This window comes from Cnuella takakiae (assembly GCF_001953305.1).
Taxonomy (GTDB): Bacteria; Bacteroidota; Bacteroidia; order Chitinophagales; family Chitinophagaceae; genus Flavisolibacter; species Flavisolibacter takakiae.
The window spans coordinates 1-21962 of the sequence record NZ_MTFE01000001.1; the positions used below are offsets into that span (position 1 = coordinate 1).

General features: G+C 46.1%; 17 protein-coding genes. 15 read left to right on the top strand and 2 right to left on the bottom strand.

Annotated elements, in window-relative coordinates; translation table 11 throughout:
• Positions 1 to 265 precede the first annotated feature (265 nt).
• The 8 genes from BUE76_RS00010 to BUE76_RS00040 all read left to right on the top strand — a co-directional run bounded on the left by BUE76_RS00010 (position 266) and on the right by BUE76_RS00040 (position 8274).
• Positions 266 to 2593 (top strand): restriction endonuclease subunit M, encoded by a 2328-nt coding sequence (locus BUE76_RS00010; RefSeq protein WP_073047392.1) that lies wholly within the window; start codon positions 266 to 268, stop codon positions 2591 to 2593.
• A gap of 50 nt (positions 2594 to 2643) precedes the next feature.
• Entirely contained in the window at positions 2644 to 4011 is a 1368-nt protein-coding gene (locus BUE76_RS00015) for a restriction endonuclease subunit S (RefSeq protein ID WP_262485778.1), read from the top strand.
• Positions 4008 to 5588: a hypothetical protein gene (locus tag BUE76_RS00020; protein WP_073047397.1), complete on the top strand. Its 1581-nt coding sequence runs from the start codon at positions 4008 to 4010 to the stop codon at positions 5586 to 5588. The genes BUE76_RS00015 and BUE76_RS00020 overlap by 4 nt, the downstream gene beginning before the upstream one ends.
• Before the next feature lie 272 nt (positions 5589 to 5860).
• Positions 5861 to 6052, top strand: coding sequence for a hypothetical protein (locus BUE76_RS00025; protein WP_073047400.1), 192 nt, complete (start codon positions 5861 to 5863; stop codon positions 6050 to 6052).
• Positions 6053 to 6079: 27 nt separating this feature from the next.
• On the top strand, positions 6080 to 6265 hold the full coding sequence (locus BUE76_RS00030) for a hypothetical protein (RefSeq protein WP_073047403.1): 186 nt from the start codon (positions 6080 to 6082) through the stop codon (positions 6263 to 6265).
• Positions 6266 to 6349: 84 nt separating this feature from the next.
• Positions 6350 to 6565, top strand: coding sequence for a hypothetical protein (locus tag BUE76_RS24080; RefSeq protein WP_143157450.1), 216 nt, complete (start codon positions 6350 to 6352; stop codon positions 6563 to 6565).
• A 108-nt stretch (positions 6566 to 6673) separates the two neighbouring features.
• On the top strand, positions 6674 to 7381 hold the full coding sequence (locus tag BUE76_RS00035; protein ID WP_158069899.1) for a zeta toxin family protein: 708 nt from the start codon (positions 6674 to 6676) through the stop codon (positions 7379 to 7381).
• Between the two features lie 422 nt (positions 7382 to 7803).
• Positions 7804 to 8274 (top strand): JAB domain-containing protein, encoded by a 471-nt coding sequence (locus tag BUE76_RS00040; protein ID WP_073047409.1) that lies wholly within the window; start codon positions 7804 to 7806, stop codon positions 8272 to 8274.
• Positions 8275 to 8441: 167 nt separating this feature from the next.
• Here the strand turns inward: BUE76_RS00040 and BUE76_RS00045 are convergent, their stop codons facing one another.
• Together BUE76_RS00045 and BUE76_RS00050 are read right to left on the bottom strand one after the other, a co-directional pair.
• On the bottom strand, positions 8442 to 9122 hold the full coding sequence (locus BUE76_RS00045; protein ID WP_073047412.1) for a zeta toxin family protein: 681 nt from the start codon (positions 9120 to 9122) through the stop codon (positions 8442 to 8444).
• Positions 9106 to 9366 (bottom strand): hypothetical protein, encoded by a 261-nt coding sequence (locus tag BUE76_RS00050; RefSeq protein ID WP_073047415.1) that lies wholly within the window; start codon positions 9364 to 9366, stop codon positions 9106 to 9108. The genes BUE76_RS00045 and BUE76_RS00050 overlap by 17 nt, the downstream gene beginning before the upstream one ends.
• 484 nt (positions 9367 to 9850) lie before the next feature.
• Between BUE76_RS00050 and istA the strand changes: the two genes are divergently transcribed.
• The 7 genes from istA to BUE76_RS00075 all read left to right on the top strand — a co-directional run bounded on the left by istA (position 9851) and on the right by BUE76_RS00075 (position 21925).
• Complete coding sequence (gene istA, locus BUE76_RS00055; RefSeq protein WP_216820592.1) at positions 9851 to 11380, top strand: IS21 family transposase; 1530 nt, start codon at positions 9851 to 9853, stop codon at positions 11378 to 11380.
• Positions 11381 to 11415: 35 nt separating this feature from the next.
• Positions 11416 to 12162, top strand: a complete 747-nt coding sequence (gene istB, locus BUE76_RS00060) for an IS21-like element helper ATPase IstB (protein WP_073047421.1) — start codon at positions 11416 to 11418, stop codon at positions 12160 to 12162.
• Positions 12163 to 13058: 896 nt separating this feature from the next.
• On the top strand, positions 13059 to 15467 hold the full coding sequence (locus tag BUE76_RS00065; RefSeq protein WP_073047424.1) for a CBM96 family carbohydrate-binding protein: 2409 nt from the start codon (positions 13059 to 13061) through the stop codon (positions 15465 to 15467).
• A gap of 260 nt (positions 15468 to 15727) precedes the next feature.
• A complete protein-coding gene (locus BUE76_RS25360) occupies positions 15728 to 16030 on the top strand; it encodes a DUF6660 family protein (protein ID WP_394333525.1) in 303 nt (100 codons plus the stop codon).
• An 81-nt stretch (positions 16031 to 16111) separates the two neighbouring features.
• Positions 16112 to 16288: a hypothetical protein gene (locus tag BUE76_RS24375; RefSeq protein ID WP_158069900.1), complete on the top strand. Its 177-nt coding sequence runs from the start codon at positions 16112 to 16114 to the stop codon at positions 16286 to 16288.
• A 9-nt stretch (positions 16289 to 16297) separates the two neighbouring features.
• Entirely contained in the window at positions 16298 to 20683 is a 4386-nt protein-coding gene (locus BUE76_RS00070) for a CusA/CzcA family heavy metal efflux RND transporter (RefSeq protein WP_073047426.1), read from the top strand.
• 15 nt (positions 20684 to 20698) lie between these two features.
• A complete protein-coding gene (locus BUE76_RS00075; protein ID WP_073047429.1) occupies positions 20699 to 21925 on the top strand; it encodes an efflux RND transporter periplasmic adaptor subunit in 1227 nt (408 codons plus the stop codon).
• Positions 21926 to 21962: the final 37 nt, after the last annotated feature.

The window sequence follows — 21962 nt, forward strand, 5'->3', positions numbered from 1 at the left end:
ACTTATGCGTGATAAGTTTAGCGCTATTTCAGCGATATACCTATATGTTGCCACCTTCCCGTTTGGTATTTGCTGGATGGTAGTGTATACAGCCTCATGAAACATTGACCTTTTTTCTGACATATCACTAAGTTAGATAACCTGATGGATGGTAAGTGGGATTACAGTGGCTATCATTCTTATACTTACCTTGCCAACCTAGTGCAGTTTCGTAGAGTATAGATATTTTTACAGGCCCTAAAATGGGTGTTAACCTCCACTGTTTATGGAACTACTTACAAAAGGCATGAAGGACCGCTTTGTGGATTTTGATGCTGATAACAAGAACATTCATTACCTCCTAGTTAATAAAAAATACCGCTGGTCAGATCCAGAAGAAAGGGTAAGAGCTCAAATTTACTTACAACTTATTTTAGAGTATAAATACCCTGCCCATCGGATTGATGTTGAAGTAACTGTCCCACGGCGCACACCTTCTGACTTAGCCGATATTGTTGTGTTTGAAGATGATGCCAAGCTAAAGCCCTTAATTGTGGTTGAGTGTAAAAAGTCTACTGTATCGGAAGCTGAATTTGTACAAGCTATCGAACAAGGGTTTGGCAACGCCGTTTCGCTTGGGGCCAATTGGGTGTGGGTAACGACAGGCCTTAAAAATAAATACTGGCAGGTACTACGTGATGCTCCATTGGAGCGTACTGCAAACTTAGAGGCTACCATCCCTCGATTTGGTCAAGCGGAAACTAGTATAGGCAAATACTATTATGGCGGCGTAGATGAAAGAGGTAACCCTGCATTCGACCTGCAAAAGGTTGAGCAAGACGAACTTACCCGAATTTTCGGCCAAGCTCACCAGGCGCTTTGGGCTGGTGGCAAGCGTAATCCTTCTGAAGCATTCGACGAATTGGACAAGCTAATTTTCTGTAAGCTTTGGGACGAAAAAGAACACCGCGCCGAAGGTGAGCCATATGACGTGCAGGAGTTTAAAAAGGAAGACCCTGAAATTTTGCTAAAACGTATTAAGGCCATCTACGAGAAGGGTCGCCTGAAGGACGCCAACGTATTCAATGAACCCATCAGGCTCTCTGCCCAAGAAGTCAAAACCGTGGTGGGTTATTTTGCGGGCATCAACCTTGGCGATACAGATCTGGATAGTAAGGGCCGAGCTTTTGAAAAGTTTATAGGTTCTTACTTCCGTGGTGACTTTGGTCAGTACTTCACGCCTCGAGAGGTGGTGGAGTTTGTGGTACGGGTGCTGCCGATTACCCGTGATAGTTGTGTGCTAGACACAAGCTGTGGCTCCGGCGGCTTTCTGTTGTATGCTTTAGATAAAGTGCGACGTGAAGCCACTCGCTTATATCCTAATTGGCGTACGAATACAAAGCAGTACGAAAAATGGCGTCCATATTGGCACAACTTTGCCGAAAAGCGCCTATTTGGTATTGAAATTTCTGAAAGTATTGCTCGTACAGCCAAAATGAATATGATCATTCACGATGATGGGCATACCAATGTAGTGAGTGCCGACGGCTTGCTTCCTGCTGATTGGCGGGAACCGCAACCAGGTGAGAGTGAAGAGCAAAAGAAAGAAAGGGAAGCTTGGAATGCTGGAACCCTGCAGGCCCGTACCAAAAATTTTAATTTCCAGTACGACCGTTTCGATTTTATCATTACCAATCCGCCATTTGGCTCTTCCATCCGCTTGACGGAGCAGGCATATCTGAAGACTTATGACTTTGGAATAAAAAGCGTGAACTGGATAGATGCTCGTTATAAGAAAAGCTTTGCCATTGGCCCCCGGGATAGCCAAAGCACTGAAGTACTCTTTATAGAGCAATGCTATCGCTACTTGAAACCGGGCGGCATTTTGGCCATGGTGGTGCCCGATGGAATCTTAACTAATAGTAGCACTCAAGATATCCGCGACTGGATAGAAGAGCATTACCGCATTATTGCGGTCATAAGCCTGCCGCAAGATGCATTCAAAGCAAACGATGCGGGCGTAAAAAGCTCGGTTCTTTTTTTGCAAAAGTGGAGTCCGGAGAAAACGGCCACTATCCGTGCAATCAAGGCGAAGTTGCAAGAACGGTTGTGGCAGGTGCCCCAGCACGGGCCAGAGATAATTGCTTTGGAGAAAGAAAAGGCAGCCGTATTAAAAGGGCGTACGGGCTTTGACTACAAGAGTATAAATTGGGAAAGTGAAGATAATTTAAAAGCATTGCAAGACCTGTCTCCAACGGATGTTGCCCGTGTAATTGGCTTGATTGAACATACTGAAAATGACTCACCGCCGCTACTTTCAGTTAAGGATCTTAAGGTGGTGGAGCGTACTGAAGAATTCAAGCAATGGAAGATTGACACCACTTCAGCATACAACGAACGAATCACTGATGCTCGGGAAACCCTGCAGGATGCTTACCAGGCTGCTGTGGCCGCCGATCTGATGGATTATCCCATTTTTATGGCTATCACAGAGCAGATTGGCTACGATGCTGTTGGTCGAAAAATTGAGGTAAATGAATTGGAACAGGTAGGTGAAGAGCTAGAACGCTTTATTGCTGAACAAATGGCTAAACGCGACCATTTTTTCGCCTGAGCCCCGGCGTAGACGAGAACAAATTGTTTTTGCTACAAAGGGGCAAGCTGGTGACAAGGTGGGACCCGAATTATGTTTTTTTATTTGATAAGTTCATTAGAGCACTAAAGGAGTGTAAAGCACCACTTGTAAAACTTAGACGTGTAGCTACTTTCATTCAATATGGAAGTTCATCACTCGCTACTAAAACGCCGGTTGGACTTCCAATCGTACGTATGAATAACTTGAAGGATGATGACTGGAACTTCAATGACATAAAGTATATACTCCTCCCTAAAAAGGAACAACAAACATGGACATTGAATAAGGGAGATATCCTCTTCAATCGCACAAATTCCAAAGAATTAGTTGGAAAGTGCGCAGTCTGGAGCAGGAATGATAAATGGGTGTTTGCTTCGTATTTGATTCGCGTTGTGCTTGATGGTAATAAAATGTTGCCAGAATTTGCAACAGCCTTCCTGAGCACTAAATTGGGGCGGATGCAGATAGATGCTGTAAGTAGGCAAATTGCAGGAATGACCAATATCAATAGTGAAGAAATACGTGCCTTCATTCTGCCATGCCCTAAAATAGGTATTCAAAAGCAAGTAAAAGATTTAATAACGGAGGCTGTCGAAAAGAGAAAAAAAACCGAACAGCAAGCCGCAGCATTGCTGGCTTCGATTGATGATTTCCTGCTAAGCGGGTTGGGTGTTGTACTGCCACGTCAAGATGACGAAACCATTCAATCACGAATGTTTAAGACGAATTGGCAAAAGGTTACCAGCGGCCGGATTGATGCCTTGTACAATCAAGCGCCTATTTACGGGGGAATCGAAAATACCCACTACCCCTTTGTTCCTCTAGGCATACATACCCAGTATATGCAACCAGGCTTTGCTGCAGGACGAAGCGACCAGGATGAAACGGCGGCTGGGTGGATACAAATCAGGCCGACTAACATTGGTGAAAACCGAGATTTGGTTTTCGAAAAGACCATTCGTATTCTTCCAAATTCAATAAAGAATAGTGAACGGGAAAAAATAAAGGATGGAGAAGTGCTTTTTAACAATACCAACAGCCAGGAATTAGTTGGCAAATCTGCTTACTTTAACCTTGAGCGTCCATTTTTCTGCTCAAATCACATTACAAGAATTTGTTCAAAACCAACTTTGCATCCTGTGTTTCTCACACACATCTTTAACCTTTACCAAAGACGGCGGGTATTTTATAAATATTGTATCAACTGGAACAATCAGTCTGGAATCAACAATGACTTGCTTCGTCGATTACATATTCCACTTCCACCGATAGAAAAACAGAAGCAAATTGCAGCTGAAATAGAGCAAATCAGGCAACAGGCTAGGTTTATGTTTGCAGAGGCCTTAAATCAATTTGAAGCAACCAAAAAAGAAATCGAAAAGCTAATTCTATCATGATTTTACGTGGTATACTCGATCAGTCCCTATCGCAGCTTTGCATCCGTGGCTATGCCCGCTTGGCCGATCTGGAAAAAGTTTCCCGTGCTGACTTAACCTTTCAACGGAATCTCATCGAACGGCAAGAGTTGACCATCCAAAACTTCTTGGAAAATAATCCTGATTTGTTTTTTCCAGAGGTTATTTTGAGTTACATGGTACGGCATCGCTTTGCGAAGAATGATCAAGAAGGTTTCAATCCACTTCAAGAAATTCAGCGGGGTGAACGCTACCGGTCTAATGTTGATGGCATCTCCTTTAGCTCACGGCGCATAGCCTATAAAAATCGGAATGACCGACGAACTCAGACACAAACCCAGGTTGTGACAGTAGAGATCGACGATCGATTGCTTTCCACCTTAATAGCGGCAGGGATACAGCCGTTTTTACGTATAGATGGTAACCATCGGTTAAGTGCAGCCCGTGCTTTTGCAGAACGGCAGGCTATTGCCGATCTAATGACACCTTTTTGTCTGATTTTACTTCCGAACGATGCACCAATTCCAAAAACTGCTCGTGGTAAAGTACCGGAGCGCAGGCCAACTAAGTTTGAACGGACTGTTTTTCATAACATCAACTCCAAGAGTCTTCCATTAGAACCAGAGGAATTGTATAAGGTGATTTTAGATGAACCAGAATACATTACTGACGAGCAGCTGAAAAACTCACAAAATTTTGGTACAGAATACTTGTATTCTAGGCAAATGCTTCCACTTATCCGCGATGGGAAGCTTAATGGCTTGGAACCGTTATTGAGTGTAGCTCATAACGATGACGAACTTAGCCGAACAGTGCTGATGCACTTCTTTCAGCTTTTAAGTAATAAGGGATGTCTGCCGTTAGAGAATGAGTTGAAAGATTCCATTTTCAAAACTTTCCGACAGGTTGATGCTATTTATGAGCAGTACCCATTGCTGCAACGGTCCAATGCCACTGGACTAATGGTGGCATTTCTATATTTTACTCATATACAAAATAAATTCAACTTAAATTGGTTTACTAGTTGGATTTTAGATAACCACTTGTATGAGTTGCAGATGGTGTCGGCGTTGGACCTTGTGAACATCTTTGAAAAGATGCTGCAAGCCAAAGAGCGGACTATTTTCATTTCTATGAAGTTCAACGACTTCATGTGCGAATCGCATTATCAGGCTATCAGTGATATGTTAGAAGATTACAACCGAGAAACAGGTGCTGGTATAAAGTTGTTTCCTCTCCGTATTGATCGGTATAAGGATGGTACGGCCTATAAGATTCCTGACGAAATATTAAAGCAGATTGAAGAATGCGGATTGTTAATTGCCGATTTGACTCATAATAACGTCAATGTATATCATGAGGTTGGCTATTTAATGGGCTTGGTAAAGGGAAGGGAGCAAAGCAAGTTAAATTTATTGCTGATTTCAAACAAAACCGTAACACCAATAAACACTGTTGGTTTCAATATCAATCAACATAAAACCATTTTGTTTGATAATCCCATGGTTTTGAAGAGTGAACTACGCACGGAAATACAGCGGTTCTATTTTAAAAATTAATTGGCTTCCATGAAATACTTTTAACTGGTGAAGTAACTTCAATAAGAGTAGCATATTGATGTAATCTGTTTGCGAACTGATGACTAGAAACTTCTTCATTGCAGTGTAGGCATGAGTAGGTTTGGTTTTTAGAACCAGGAAGGGCAAAATAAGGCTAACTGGTTGATAATGAATAAGCGTGATAAATGGGTTTCTGTCTAACCCCTTAAAACCTAAGTTGGATGTTAAGTGGCAGATGCCCTGCATTTTGTATTTTGCCGCAACAAAGGGGAATGATTATGATCAAGGTGAAACATCCATTAGAACAATACCGCCAAAGCCAAGAAGCTTTTTTGGCCAACTGCCCGCTTGAGGAGCGGCGGTATCATGAACTTCTCTTTTCTTATGGCAACAGCAGCTATCGTTATCACCAGGACACCCAGGATTATACCCCTACAGAAACGGACTATCAGGAATGGCTTTAAGGCCTTCCGCCAGCCATACAGCCTAAAATGAAGGAAAAAGGCTTTGAAGAATGCCGCACCCTGTTGCCCTTTACCCGCTATGTGATGGAAAAGAACGATGTGGGCATGGAGGCTTATGTGCGGGAAAGGATGGGAGAGGAGGAATATACGGCATTTCAGGCGCTGCTGGCAGGTTCCTCCAACGATTCTATCCAGCAGGAGCATCTTTCCTGAATTTTCCTCCTGCAAAACCCTAAAATAGAGGTACAATATTAGTATAGCCTATAGCTGATGAATTTTATCACCTAAATTTGGGCTATGAGCAAGGAAATGAAAAGAATTGCCAAACGGACTGCCCCCTCAGGTGCCAGAATCTCTCCTGTTCAGCGTAAGTTATCACGTGAGGTTCGGTCAGCTTTCGAAAAGGCGGCTGATGGCGCTATGGCCATTATGGGTTATGTGGTTGCCCAAGAAGGCGAATGGGTGGTAAAGAAGTATGCCGATGGCCGCCAGGAGCGCCTGACGCGTATATAAACATCTGCCGCTTTGGATTTTTCCTCCGTACCATCCTCCCCCAAACAACCGCGTCTTCGGGTATTTGCAGGTCCTAATGGGTCTGGGAAAAGTACCATCATTGAGGTTGTGAAAGCCTTCACCCACAACGGCAAACCAGTTGATCTAGGCTACTATATTAACGCTGACGAAATAGCAGCATCCTTACGGAAGGGTGATTTTTCTTTTGCTGCCTATGATCTTTCCTTTTCAATTGATGCATTTACCCTATTTGCGCAGGCTTCAGGTTTGCTCAGCGATGAATTTAGTGCCGATGATCTGGCTAAGGCTTACTCCGTGGACAACGCCGGACAGGTAAAGCTTGAAACACCAGCTGTAGATGAACGCCTGGCACAGCTGTTGGCCCGTTTTCTTCGGGAAGAGCTGTTGCGGCATGGCAAACGTTTTTCTTTTGAAACGGTGTTTTCTCATGAGTCCAATCTGGATATCATGCGCCGGGCTGCAGCTGCTGGTTATAAAGTCTACCTCTATTTTGTAGCTACTGAATCGCCAGAAATCAACAAGTACCGGGTAGCGCTCCGGGTGTTGAAGGGCGGTCATAATGTAGATCCGGTAAAGATAGAGCAGCGGTACTACCGGGCACTGGAACTGCTTTCAGAGGCCGTACCTCTTTGTCATCGTACCTACTTTTATGATAACTCCAAGGATAGAATAGCAGATATTGCCTGGGAGCCCCTGGTAGCTCAAGTAAGCACGACCAACGGCGAACAGGAGTTTGAACAGGTAGGTGACAGCCTACCCAAGTGGGTGGAGACATACTACCTGAAAAAGCTTTGACATTTTCACACCGACTAGTGAGGCTGCAGATTCCCCTTTCTACTGGAACATAACAGGCAAAAAAGATTTACACCAGCCAGAACCGCTTTCTTGCGCTTCAATTTTAAAGCAGCGATGTTGTTGTGGTTACCAGCTTTTACCCGTTACCGGCTTTCCGTTGCGTCGCACACTTGTACATTCTTATCGCTATTCGGCAGCAAGGAGGGCTGTAGCAAGTGCTTCGGCTGCGTTGCTGGTGCCGGGCTTTGTGGCATTAATTACTACCCAAATTTAGGCTTTGCTTTGGCAGGCTTGCAAGGAACTACGGCATAAACACAGGGGCCAGCCCACGAGGCCTTCTTTTATTCCGTTCCTCCTTGCGCCTAGCCAAATTCAAATGCCTGTACTGCGGTTCATAATTAATCACCTCAAAACCCATGGTTATGAAACGCACGATGACTCCTGCAAGCGCCTTCGTAGTATCTGAAGTGAAAGTATCCTATGTAAACAAGGTAAAGGCTGCGGAACGTAAGCAGATCCTTTCTTCTTTCGACACCTACCAACTGTTGCTCCACACCTGGGAACAGGACACCCTGGACCTCCAGGAACACTTCTGCGTGCTGATGCTAAATCGGTCTAACCAGGTTTTAGCCCTATACCGTCTGTCCACCGGAGGGCTCACAGGTACCGTAGCTGATCCCCGGTTGGTTTTCTCCACGGCACTCAAGGTATGTGCCTGTTCCATCATTTTGGCGCATAATCACCCTTCTGGAACACTGCGGCCCAGCCGCGCCGATGAGGACCTCACCATGCGGATGAAAGAGGCAGGTAGGATGCTGGACATCAAGGTACTGGATCACATCATTCTCTCTTCGGAGACCTACTTCAGCTTTGCAGATGAGGGGCTACTATAGCTCCTCATTGTTTCCCCTGTTTGATAAGTTCTGGCGATTGAAAAAAATAAGCCCGCTGAAAACAGCAGGCCGCAACCAAAACTAACTGCTTAATTAAATAAGCGCTAGAAAATTTTGAAATTTGTTCCTGGAAGCAAATACTTATATCATTTACTTTTTGGAAGGCATCAAAGAGCCATTCCCCTAGTCTGCCTGACTTCTTCGAACTGTCTGTTGTTAATCAGCGTAGCAATCTTGGGCAATTCGGTTTGTACCCATTTAGGTTGTTCTGCCGGTTGCAAAGCATCCATTACCCTTCCGGGCTGCAACACTGCCAGGTGCCGGAGCGATCTGCTGGCGTCATACAGATCCAGCCGATGGAGTAGGGGAGCATTGAGGTTGAGCATGTCCAGGTTACCGTAGTAGTTTGCTTTTACATTGAAGTCATCCACATAGTGGCCACCTGTACGCACCCGTCTGGCCACCCGGTCAAGAGACGTTTCTACTTTATCCAGTCCCAGGTACACCATATGCACATAGTACCCGCTGTTCTTAAACGCTAAGATAGGTTGCCAATGCTCTTTTTGGGTAAAGTGGCCTTCAAAAGCAAAGTGCCTTCGTTTCTGAATGGCTTTACTTACCAAACCATCAAAATGGGCGCTTACAAAAGAAGCAGCCCTCTGCATGCTTTCCTTCGCACTGAAATGTTGTTGCAGTTCCTTTTTCTTCTCGTTAAACAGAATGTCTCCATCAAAAATGGGAATATCCTCCATGTAGGCAGGCAGCATACTGCGCGACCTCGTGGACTTACCGGCACCATTAGCACCAGCCACAATAAAAAGAGTTGGCCGTTCAGAAAAGGTGGACATACTCCTGCTTTAAGGCAGCTATTTCTTTAGGTGTAGCGAGCCGTAATATCTGGAAGGTGCCGGCAGAGGTGCGTATCTCTACGCGGAAGGAGCCGTCGGGGTATTCAAAAAATACCTGCCCTTCAGGAAGCAGGTCGCTATGGTACATAAAAGGATGGCCAGCAGCCAGGTCAGTGAGGCGTAGCGCTCTTATCACGCTATTACCGTCGTCTTTTACCAGCGTATACGGTTGAATGATGGACATGGTATAAATATAAGAAATCCAACTTATGTATTGACTGCTGCTTACCGGCAATTATGGTCAAGGATCGCTCCAAGAGTGCAAGTGGGAAAGTGTACTAAAACGTTCATTTGTTTACACTAAAGAATAGAATCGTATTTGACAGCCTTTATGGTGTAAAAAACAGGTGTAAATAATCAAAGTGCAAAAAAAGCATATTTGCCTGATTTTAGGAAACTAAGCATAGCTTAATCCATCCATTAACACAAGCAGAACCTACCGTCTATGATATGCGGCTATGCACGGGTATCTATCCTGTATCAGAATCTGAACCTCCAGGTGTATGCGCCGGTGAAACTGACCACTTGTCGCCGGTTTAAGCTGACCGGGTCTGGCCGGGTCAAACTGACCACCTGAGAGAAGAGGAAAAAGTTCATGCTATGTGTTGGTCGGCATTGCTGTTAGTTTTCGAAGAAAACAAACAGGGATGGCCAATAAACCGATCAGCATGAGTAAAATCAGACAGATCTTACAACTACACAGCCAGGGGCGCAGCAAGCTGCAAATCGCCCATCAAACAGGCATTTCCCGCAACACGCTCAAAAAATATTTACGGGCTTTTACCGATAGCAGACTAACCTTTGAACAGATCACTACCCTCAGTGATAAAGACCTGGAAGAGTTGTTTGTAAAGGGAGCAGAAAAGCCGCTGAGCGAAAAACTGCAAACCCTTCTTGCGCTCTTTCCCACCCTGGATAAAGAATTAAAGAAAAAAGGGGCGACCCGGCAGGCCCTCTGGGAGCGCTACAGGACTGAGCATCCGGACGGCCTGGGGCTTTCCCAGTTCAAGCATTATCTCTCAGCGTGGAAAGCCCAAACGAGTCCCACTATGCGCATGGAGCACAAAGTGGGCGACAAACTCTTTGTGGACTTTGCCGGTGACAAGCTCCATATTGTTGATGAGGGAACCGGTGAGCTAACAGCAGTAGAAGTCTTTGTTGCCATCCTGGGCGCAAGCCAGCTTACCTATGTGGAAGCGGTGATGACTCAGGGCAAAGAAGACTTTATCGCAGCCTGTGAAAACGCCCTGCATTACTGCGGCGGCGTGCCGCAGGCCATTGTACCGGATAATTTAAAATCTGCGGTTACCAAAAGCAGTAAGTATGAACCCACGCTGAACGAGACCTTTTTGGATTTTGCCCAGCACTACGCCACCTGCATTCTACCGGCCCGCTCTTACCGCCCCCGCGATAAAGCCCTGGTAGAGAATGCCGTCAAACTATCCTACAGCCGCATCTATGCCCGGATCAGCGGTGGCGACTACCACAACCTCTCTTCGCTCAATACTGCCATCAGAGAAGCCTTGGAAGCACACAACAACGCCCTGCTCAAAGGCAGGAACTACAGTCGCCGCGGACAGTTTGAAGAAGTGGAACGAGCGGTGCTCATGCCCCTGCCACCGCTTCGCTATGAACTCAAAAAATGCCTGTATGCCACGGTGGCCAAAAACGGGCATGTAGCCCTGAGTGCTGATAAGCACTACTACAGTGTGCCGTACCGCTACATTGGAAAGAAAGTAAAGCTCCTCTTCTCACGCCACTCGGTGGAGATCTTTTACAACTACCAGCGCATTGCCCTGCATGGGAGGGTCAAAGTTCCTTATCACTACACCACCGATAAAGAGCACCTGGCCTCCACCCACCGCTTTGTGGCGGAATGGACGCCCCAGAAGTTTATCGCGTGGGCAGAAAGCATTCACCCGGATGTAAAGCTATATATCCAAGAAGTACTCCAGCGCAAACAACACCCCGAACAGGCCTATAAGTCCTGTATTGGTATTCTGAGCTTTATAAAGAAAGTCGGTGGCGAACGTTTGATAAACGCCTGCCGGCGGGCCTTGAGCTTTGAGGCTTACAACTACAAAACCATTCAGCTCATACTGGAAAAAGAGCTGGATAAAAAAGAAGCGCCGGCCCAAACTGACCAACTCAAAATGCCCCTGCATGACAACATACGCGGAGGTAACTATTATCAGTAACCATCAAAACAACCACTCAAAAACAAATCAAAGACATGAATGCAACCACACTGGAAAAATTAAGAACCATGAAGCTCCTTGGTATGCACCGGGCCTTTAAAACAGACATTGAATCCGGCCGCACGGACCACTACACCCCAGACGAGATGATCGCTCACCTGGTAGAGGCAGAATGGGACGAGCGGCAGAACCGCTCCATTGAACAGAAAATAAAGGGCGCCCGCTTCCGCTACAAGGCCCTGCTGGAGGACCTGTATTATCACACCGATCGCAATCTGGACAAAAACGAAGTGATGCGCTTTGCTGATTGCTCCTTTATTGACAAGGGGGAAAACATTCTTATTACCGGCTCCACCGGTATTGGAAAGAGTTATGTGGCCTCTGCTTTGGGGCATCACGCCTGCTCCATGGGCTACCGGGTGATCTACCACAGTGTGCCGAAGCTGTTTTCCAAGCTGAAGATGAGTAAGGCCGATGGTTCCTACCTCAGGGAAGTGGGCAGGATTGAGCGGCAGCACCTGCTCATCCTCGATGATTTTGGCCTGCAGCCCTTTGATGCAGGTAGTAGGGCTGCCCTGATGGAACTCATTGAAGACCGCCATGGCAAAGGGGCGCTGATCATTACTTCACAGCTGCCGGTGAGCAAATGGCATGAAGTGATTGGTGAGCAAACCATTGCCGACGCTATTTTGGACCGGATTGTACATACAGCGCACCGCCTGGAGCTCAAAGGTGAATCCTTAAGGAAAAGAAAGGGGGTAAGTACCGGAGCTGCTGGTTAAATTTGAAGCAGAAAACGGCCAATTGTAAACTAAAAAATCAACCCCAATCAATCACCACCTACACATGTATGAACCACTGCTCTTCGCCAGCAAAAAGGGTGGTCAGTTTGCTTCGGCCTAAGGTGGTCAAATTCATCGGCGCGTACACCTCCAGGTGGATGCACTAAAAAAGCCGGATGCGAGAAGATACTGTAAGAAAAGATTTCTGCACTGAAACAGTTTCCTAAACTTAACCCAAGTACTGGAAAAACGAAAAGAGACGATTTATTAATCGTTTAGAAGCCAGATCAGCTGTGCGGCTGCATATGGGAGCTGGTTCAACTGGTGGAAGGGTTTACTAATAATGGTATGAAGTCCTTGAACCTAACATACCAAAGAAAACAAAACTCAACCGCTTACTTTTGTCCTCGATAAAGAAAAGTTAAGGATAATTGCGCTCGGCAATTTTTCAGATGGGTTTCCTTATATCGAATATTCTGATAAGCAGCAATCTACAGTCATGAAGTTGAAACTTATCCTTTAGTGAATTCTTTCTATTTTTATTAAATAAACATTCCTTGCAATTACAATATAGCTTTTATTGATGTGTTAAGCACATGTTTGGCCGTATTTATGTATTTGAAACTGTACATTAAACGCATTACCTTCTATTCATGCGACTGAGGGTCTAAACTGTAGGTTCATTAACTGTATTGATGGTCTAGCAAACAGAATCAGTGCGCTAAGTGGTTAACTTTGTTATACTGCTAATGATCAAGATAGGAACCAGCGCTAACAAGTAAGTATATTGAAAGTGCTTGCTTCGGAACAGAAAAATTTTTTCTGCAACAAATTTAGGTACAGTGAAAAAAATCGACCCTACCCAGTCAAAGCAATCAAGCCAGCTACCTGCATCAATGAAGAATTTTTTATTGAGTTTTGCGGTTGCTTTAATTTTTTTGCCGGCCTATAGCCAAAGCTCCTCTTTTAACACCATTAGATGGAGCACTGTAGCTCCGCAGCCTTTTACCTTAAATGAAGGCCAGGCTAAAGTTGTAAATGGAAAGCTTTATTCATTTGGCGGTTTCGACAGCAAAAAGACGACGTTTACGCCCACAAAGCGGGCTTATGTTTATAACCCTGAACTTAACAGCTGGACGCCTATTGCGGACCTGCCATTTACACCAAATGGAACCTCGTTCGGTGGCGTAACGCATGCCGGCATTGCTACTGATGGCACCAACATTTACATTGCAGGTGGATATACTTCCAACACTGCCGGCACAGGCCAGATATTTGGAACCAAGCAGGTATGGCGCTACAATGTAGCTACCAACACCTACACCAAAATGCCAGACCTGCCGGTTGTGATTTCGGCCGGACAAATGGTATATCTGAATGGCAGGCTCCATTATATAGGCGGAACTAACGCATCCCGTACTACTGACCTAGGCAGCCACTACATGTTAGATATATCCAGCGGTGCTAACACTTGGACAAACCTTGCGCCACTGCCTAACCCGCGCCACCATGGCGGATCGGCAGTGCTTGGGGGTAAAATATACTATATAGGTGGGCAGCACGAGCATGATGCTGATCTGGTGCCACAGAAGGACGTACACAGGTACGATCCGGAAACAAACACCTGGACGCAAATGGCTGATATGCCGGTGCCTGCGGGTGCTGCAGGCCGCAATCATATAACTTCCTCCGTTGTAGTGGTAAACAACCGGATCATTGTGCTTGGCGGCCAAACTGTACACCAGACCGGCCGTACCAGTATGGTTTCTTCCTATGATCCGGGCACCGACACCTGGACAAACCTTACCCCTTTACCACAAGCCCGCTTTTCGGGTGTAGCAGGTTTTATAGGCAACAGCATCTATTACTCTGGTGGCTCTAGTACCAGCACTACTTACCGTGGTGACCTGGCTGTAGCCGAAAACATCATATCGGCAACACCTCTTGAAGACTCATATGTGCGCGACGGCACCTATGCCGGCGACAACTATGGCAATGATACCTCCCTGCTGGTTAAACTTGATAATACTACTACGGCAGGTTATAAGCGCAGGACATACCTGAAATTCCCGGTAAATTCATCCAGTATCATAATGGCCAAATTGCGACTGTATGGCCGTAATACAGAAAACAACACCAATACCTACATTACGGTTAAGGGCCTCACAAACGATACTTGGACAGAAGCGGGCATTACTTGGAACAATGCGCATGCACCGCCTGCAAGTAGCCTTTACACCAACGTAATCAATGCAACTAAAACTTACTATGAGTTTGACGTAACCAACTTTGTAAAACAAGAAGCCGCTACAAACGGTGTTGTTTCCTTTGTTGTAATGGATACAGCCAGGCAAAACCGGATTCTTTCTTTTAACAGTAAGGAATTTGGGTCTAACCCCCCACAGCTGGTGATTACTCTAGCGGGGGCCTCTGCCAACTTCACCAACCTGAAAGTAAACTTTCAAGATAATGCCACTGCAGCGCCAAGCGGCTGGGTAGGGGATTTTGGGCAGGCATTTGGTTCCCGTACTTCTGCAGGACAAGGCACAGGCAATACATACGGCTGGCTTAGCCGCACCACAGGCAGCCCTGTAAGCCTGGTGGGTAACGGCCGCAACCGTAAAACACCTGCTGATGCTACCCTTGCTACTTTTATGCATATGCAGGCCAACCAGGCAAGCGGCACTTTCGACGGTGTAAAGGTGGAAGGCAAATGGGAAGCAGAGGTGGTTAACGGCAGCTATGATGTGACCGTTTCCGTTGGCGATGCAAGTTATTACGACAGCAAGCACAGCGTTAACATAGAAGGTGTTCCCGCAATTGTAAGCTTTACATCTTCAAGCACCAACAAGTTCAAGTCGGCAACAATCTCTGTAAGTGTATCTGATGGCAAGCTCACTTTAGATGCTATTGGTGGTACCAACACGAAGATCAATTACGTCATTATTCAGCCTACTACCTCGAAAAGGCCTTCGGTAACGGTTAATACGCAGTTGCCGCCAAACATTTTTTTACTGCCAACTGACCCTAGCCTTTTGGTAGCTGCCCAGCAGCTGCGGGTATATCCCAATCCGGCAAAAGACAAGTTCCAAGTTGCGCTTCCAGCTTCTTACCAAGGCACTGTATCGCTGCAATTGGTGGATATCCTGGGGCATGTACATCAGATTGCAAATACCGAAGTAAGAGCAGGCGGTACCATATTAAATGTGGATGTTGCACCGCTAAAGTTAGCCAGGGGTGTATATTTCCTTAAGGTACACGGGAAAAACAAGGAATTGGCTACGACAAAACTGGTGATCGAATAAATAAAAAGATAGTTGTTGAAAAAGCGACGGGTTATAAAATTGTCGCTATTGTGATAACTTAGGTATGACAAGTAAAGGGGAATTCTGAGGAGAACATAGGAATTCTATCACCTTCAGGTGTTAACAAGATTTTAAATACTGTTTTCTATTAATTCAACACTACGCTTTTAGCAGGTTTCGCAACTTTGCTTCAATTTTTGATTTCAAACAACGATAGATCATTATTATCTTTGCAGCGCATGAAATTTTTTGCTTTCATAATGGCTTTTATCATACTTGGGCTTGGATGCTTGTCCTGTAGCGACGGAGCTTATGCTATGAAAGCGGGTGAAAACAAAACAGTACTCGCAAAAACAACGGAAAATCACAATGATTCTCAGGGCGACAACTGCCCGCCATTTTGCCAATGCACCTGTTGTTGTGCCGGCTATTCCATCAATCATCCTATTGCTTTTACTAATTTGATTATCACCTACGCAACGACATCGTTTTCTTCCTTATCTTCCTGTATCCCTCCGGGTATTGCGTTATCTATCTGGCAACCGCCTCAGTTGTTAAGCTAATTAAGCATTTATTTCTGTATGCACTGCCTGTGCATACCTAAGTGGTACATTTCACCATTTTCCCTATTTACTATTTGTATAATGGCTAAGTCCCGGCTTAGACCCACCCGCAAACAATACAGCAAAAAAACCAAGGATCCTAAATGGTCTAAAAGCAAAACCATCGCTATGACCATTATCGGTGTCCTGCTCAGTATCCTTGCCTTGATGGCGATTGCTGGAGCGCTGATCCAATACTACCGGTTAGTAACAAAATAATTCTCAGACATGTTAGGAAAGATTATTGATTTCTCTATAAAGAATAAGCTGGTCATCGGCATTTTCACCCTTGGGCTGATTATCTGGGGTGTCTATTCCTTACGCCAGTTGCCCATAGATGCCGTACCTGATATAACGAACAACCAGGTACAAATTATTACCGTCAGCCCCTCCCTAGCTGCACAGGAGGTGGAACAACTCATCTCATATCCGGTCGAGCAAACGATGTCCACCATTCCGGAAATCCAGGAAGTGCGTTCCATATCCCGGTTTGGTTTATCTGTGGTAACCGTCATCTTTCATGATGATGCTGATATTTATTGGGCACGGCAGCAAGTGGCCGAACGGTTGCCCGAAGCCAGGGGTAATATCCCCGATGGTGCCGGCGAACCGGAAATGTCCCCCATCTCCACCGGTCTGGGTGAAATCTACCAATACGTCGTTCACCCGAAAAAAGGGTATGAAAATAAGTACAATGCCATGGATCTCCGTACCATGCAAGACTGGTATGTGCGCCGACAATTACTGGGTACGCCGGGCATTGCGGAAGTGAATAGTTTCGGCGGCTTTTTGAAGCAATATGAAATTGCCTTGAACATCAACCAAACGCGGAGCTATGATATTTCCATTGCGGACATCTTCACCGCACTGGAACAAAACAACCAGAACACGGGGGGCTCTTATATTGACCGGAAGCCCAATGCCTATTTTATCCGTAGCGAAGGGCTCATCAACAACTTGGGTGATATTGAGCGCATTGTAGTCAAAAAAACAGAAACCGGCATTCCCGTCACCATTCGTGATATTGCCCAGGTGCGCTTTGGCACGGCAAACCGCTATGGTGCCCTTACCCGCAACAATAAGGAAGCCGTAGGCGGTATTGTGATGATGCTGAAAGGTAGCAATTCCAGTGAAGTGGTGGAACGGGTTAAGGAGCGAATGGTGCAAATCCGGAAGTCACTGCCTGAGGGTGTGGAAGTAGAGCCGTTTCTGGACCGAAGCGAATTTGTAGGCAGAGCGATTGACACCGTAAAAAGGAACCTCATCGAAGGTGCCCTGATTGTAATTTTTGTCTTGGTTGTTTTTCTCGGTAATATCCGTTCTGGCTTGATCGTAGCTTCGGTAATACCGCTCGCCATGTTGTTTGCCATTTCCCTTATGAATGTGTTTGGTGTATCGGGCAACCTGATGAGTTTGGGCGCTATTGACTTTGGCTTGATCGTGGACGGCGCCGTCATTATCGTGGAAGCCACTATGCATCATTTGGCAAGCAGGAAGGCGGGTAAAATCACCCAACACGAAATGGATCATGAGGTTTCTGCCTCAGCCAAAAGAATGATGAACTCAGCGGCATTTGGTCAAATCATCATCTTGATTGTGTACCTGCCCATCCTTGCCCTGGTAGGTATTGAAGGAAAGATGTTCCGTCCGATGGCACAAACCGTTTCGTTTGCCATTCTGGGTGCTTTCATCCTTTCGCTGACGTATGTGCCGATGGTTAGCTCTCTTTTCCTGAGCAAGAACATCAGCCATAAACGAAATTTTTCCGATAAAATGATGGACAGGATTCAGCGGTTCTATCAACCTATTCTTAAAGGTGCTCTGCGCTTCCGGAAAATGGTCGTTGCTATCGCCATAGCATTATTAGCTGTTGCTTTCTTTATCTTTTCCTTTCTTGGCGGTGAGTTTTTACCGCAACTGGAAGAAGGTGATTTTGCCGTGGAAACCAGGCTGCTGACCGGTAGCTCCTTAAGCCAGACCGTTGATAAAGTAACCCAGGCTTCTACCATTCTTATGAAAAAGTTTCCGGAAGTAAAAGAAGTGGTGGGCAAGATTGGCGCTTCCGAAATCCCGACCGACCCGATGCCAATAGAAGCTTGCGATTTAACTATTTTATTGAAGCCCAAAAAAGAATGGACCAGCGCCGATAACCGGGAAGAATTAGCCGAAAAAATGAAAGAAGCCCTGGAAAGCATACCGGGCGTATCCTTTGGCTTCTCACAGCCTATTCAGCTGCGGTTCAATGAATTAATATCCGGCGTGCGGCAGGACGTGGGCATTAAGATTTTTGGTGAGGACATGCAGGTGCTCTCCGATCTTTCTAAAAGGATCGGCGCAATTGTTCCCACTGTTAAAGGCGCCGAAGATTTATATGTAGAGCAGGTGAGCGGACTGCCGCAGATTTCTATAAAGCTTAACCGGGATAAGATTGCTCAGCACGGCTTGAACGTATCCGATATAAACCAGGCAATCAATACCGCCTTTGCGGGCGGTGTTGCCGGAACAGTGTTTGAAGGTGAAAAACGGTTTGACTTGGTGGTACGGCTGGAACAAAGCGAACGCCAAAGTATCGAAGATGTAAAACGCTTGTATGTTACAGCGGCTGACGGTACACAAATTCCATTGGAGCAGGTTGCCGACGTCAGCTTACAGTTGGGTCCTAACCAGATACAGCGGGAACAGGCACAACGGCGGATTATCGTTGGTTTCAATGTGCGGGGCAGGGACATTGCTTCTGTGGTGGAGGAAATGCAGCAAAAAATTGATCAGAAAGTAAAAATTCCTACCGGCTATTACATCACCTATGGCGGTCAATTCAAGAACCTGGAAGAAGCTAATAAGCGATTGTCGGTAGCTGTGCCGGTAGCCCTTGGATTAATCCTGTTACTTCTTTATTTCACGTTTGGTTCATTTAAATATTCCCTGCTCATATTTACCGCTATCCCGATGTCGGCGATCGGCGGTGTGTTTGCTCTTTGGATACGTGGCATGCCCTTTAGTATCTCCGCAGGCGTTGGATTTATTGCCCTGTTCGGTGTTGCCGTATTAAACGGCATTGTGCTCATTACCGAATTCAACAGGTTAAAGAAAGATGGCATGACCGACCTGAATGAAATTATCCTCAAAGGGACAGCAGTGCGGCTGCGTCCGGTGCTGATGACCGCGGCCGTAGCGTCCTTGGGATTCTTGCCAATGGCACTTTCAACCGGCGCTGGCGGTGAAGTACAAAAGCCGTTGGCAACTGTGGTGATTGGTGGTTTGATTACCGCGACATTGCTTACGCTCATCGTTCTGCCGGTGCTGTACACCTTTTTTGAAAGGATTGGTGCCGGGAAAGCAAAACGGAAGCGTAAACAGGTGCCGCCATCCGTCCCTCCGGCGGTTGCCATTTTGGTCTTGTTATTAGGTAGCAGTTCTGTTCAGGCACAAACATCACCAGCCCGCATCATTGATCTCACTACGGCTGTCAATACTTCGCTTGGCGTCAATCCAAATATACGGGCGGGAAATCTTGAGGTACAATACCAGCAGGCGTTACGCGGCTCGGTACGGGATATTGGTAAAACCAACATTACACTCACCTATGGACAGTACAACAGTCCCGTACCCTATGACAACAACATAACCATTTCGCAGAACATACCCAACCCGGTTTATTTGCGAAGGCTGTCTGAATTAGCAGATGCCAGCATTGATGCTAGCCAGTTGCAACTTAGGGTGTACCAGAGCCGGATCAACTACGAGGTAAAAAGCCTTTACTACCGGCTCATTTACCGCACGGAACAACGAAGACTGACCGACTCGTTAATCCTCTTGTACGAACGGGTGCTCCGAGCAGCCGACATTCGCTTCCGAACCGGCGAAACTAATATTTTGGAACGCTACAATGCCAATACGCAGTTGCAAGAGGCCATTGCACAAAGGCGGCAACTGGAAGAACAGGCAAAAACAGATATCCAGCAGTTAAGCCGGTATACGGGAGATTCAACAGTTATTGGAATTCAGGACACGGTATTGCGGGAAAAAACAGTGGCTTTAACGTTGGACAGTTCCGTTTTAGGGAACAACCCGGAACTGCAGGTGCTGCGCAGCCAGATTGCCGTAGCCGGAAAAGAAATAAAAGTAGAACGGAGCAAGCTCTTGCCGGATTTCAATGTGGGTTATTTCAACCAATCGTTGGTGGGCACGCATGAAAAAGATGGTGTAGCAAAATACTATGGCGTTGGTAAACGCTTTCAGGGCGTCGAAGCAGGTATCTCCATCCCGCTATTCGCCAAACCGCAACGGGCACGGATCCGTGCCGTCGAAATCAACCAGCAACGGCGGGAAGCCGAAGTACAGGCATTCTATTTCGGATTGTCCCAACGGGGTTCGCTGCTGCTTTCCGATCTACGCCGGTTAGCCATTCAATTGGAGTATTACCGCAATACGGCGCTGCCGCAGGCGGAACTACTGATCCGCACCTCGCAACGGGCCTTTGAAGCCGGTGAAATGGATTATTACCAGTTATCGCAATCGCTGAACAATGCCAATAATGTGCGCCGCCAATTCATCGAAATATTAAATGAATATAATCAAACCGCTATCGAACTCGAACTGATTACAGGTCTTTAAAAAATTTATTTGCAAATGTTTAATTCAATATACAAAGTACTCGTTGTCGCCTCGCTTTTTTTAGCTGCCTGCAATGCTGATAAAGCAGCAGAACCTGTTGCTGCCGAAACGGCTACGGAAGAGCATGATCCAAATGTCGTTGAGTTTACCGACGAGCAATATAAATCGGTGGGTATTCAATTGGGAAGTGTGGTATCCACCAACCTAAGTAATTACATCAAAGCGTCCGGCACTATTGATGTCCCGCCCAAGGATCTGATCTCCATTGCCTCCCCTTATGGCGGCACCATCCGGAGCACTAATGTTATTGAAGGCAAGTTTGTCCGCAAGGGTGAGGTCATTGCAACCATTGAAAACCCGGAGTTTGTTCAAATGCAACAGGACTACCTGGAAAGCAGCAGCCAGTTATCATTTTTGCAGCAGGACTTAGCCCGCCAGGAAGAACTGGTGCGGGAAAACATCGCTGCCCGCAAGTCCCTGCAACGCGCAAGCAGTGAGTACACCAGCATGGTAGCCCGTGTGGAAGGGTTAAAAGCACGTCTGAGAATAGCGAATATTAATCCCGGTAATGTACGTTCCGGAAAGTTTACCTCAAGAATTAATATTACTGCGCCATCCAACGGGTACATTACAAAAGTGTATTCCAATGTCGGTAAATACATCGGTGCCAATGAGCTCCTTGCAGACATGGCGAATACCAGTAACATATTGATACGGGTAAAAGTGTTTGAAAAGGATCTGCCTCAAGTGCGGATGGGACAAAAAATTCGCTTCAGGGCGACAGGCGATAGTGTTGAACGCGATGCAGAAGTGTTTCTGATCGGAAAAGATATTGACGTGGACCGGACAGTCGAAGTGCATGGCCGCATCCACAATCCGTCGCAAACGCTGTTACCCGGCATGTTCATCAATGCTATTCTGGAGGTCGGGGCTTCGTCTGCACCGGCTTTGCCGCAAGCCGCCGTGGTGCAGTCAGGCGGAAAAAGCTACATTTTTGTTTTAGACGAGAATGAAGCTGGGGAAGCGAAAGGTGACAGCACCGCAAAAGGGGGCGTAGCATCAAAAGAAGAAGAAAAACACATTGCCTTCCGCCGGGTAGAAGTGGGTATAGGTGTTACCGAGAATGGTTATACAGCTGTTATCCTGCCGGAAAATTGGGACACGAAAAGCAAAGTGGTGATAAAAGGCGCCTATGACCTGCTTTCAAAAATGGAAAACTCGGAAGATGAAGAAGGGCATTGATAAAGGATAATAAATTTTGACAGGCTATTCAATAGCA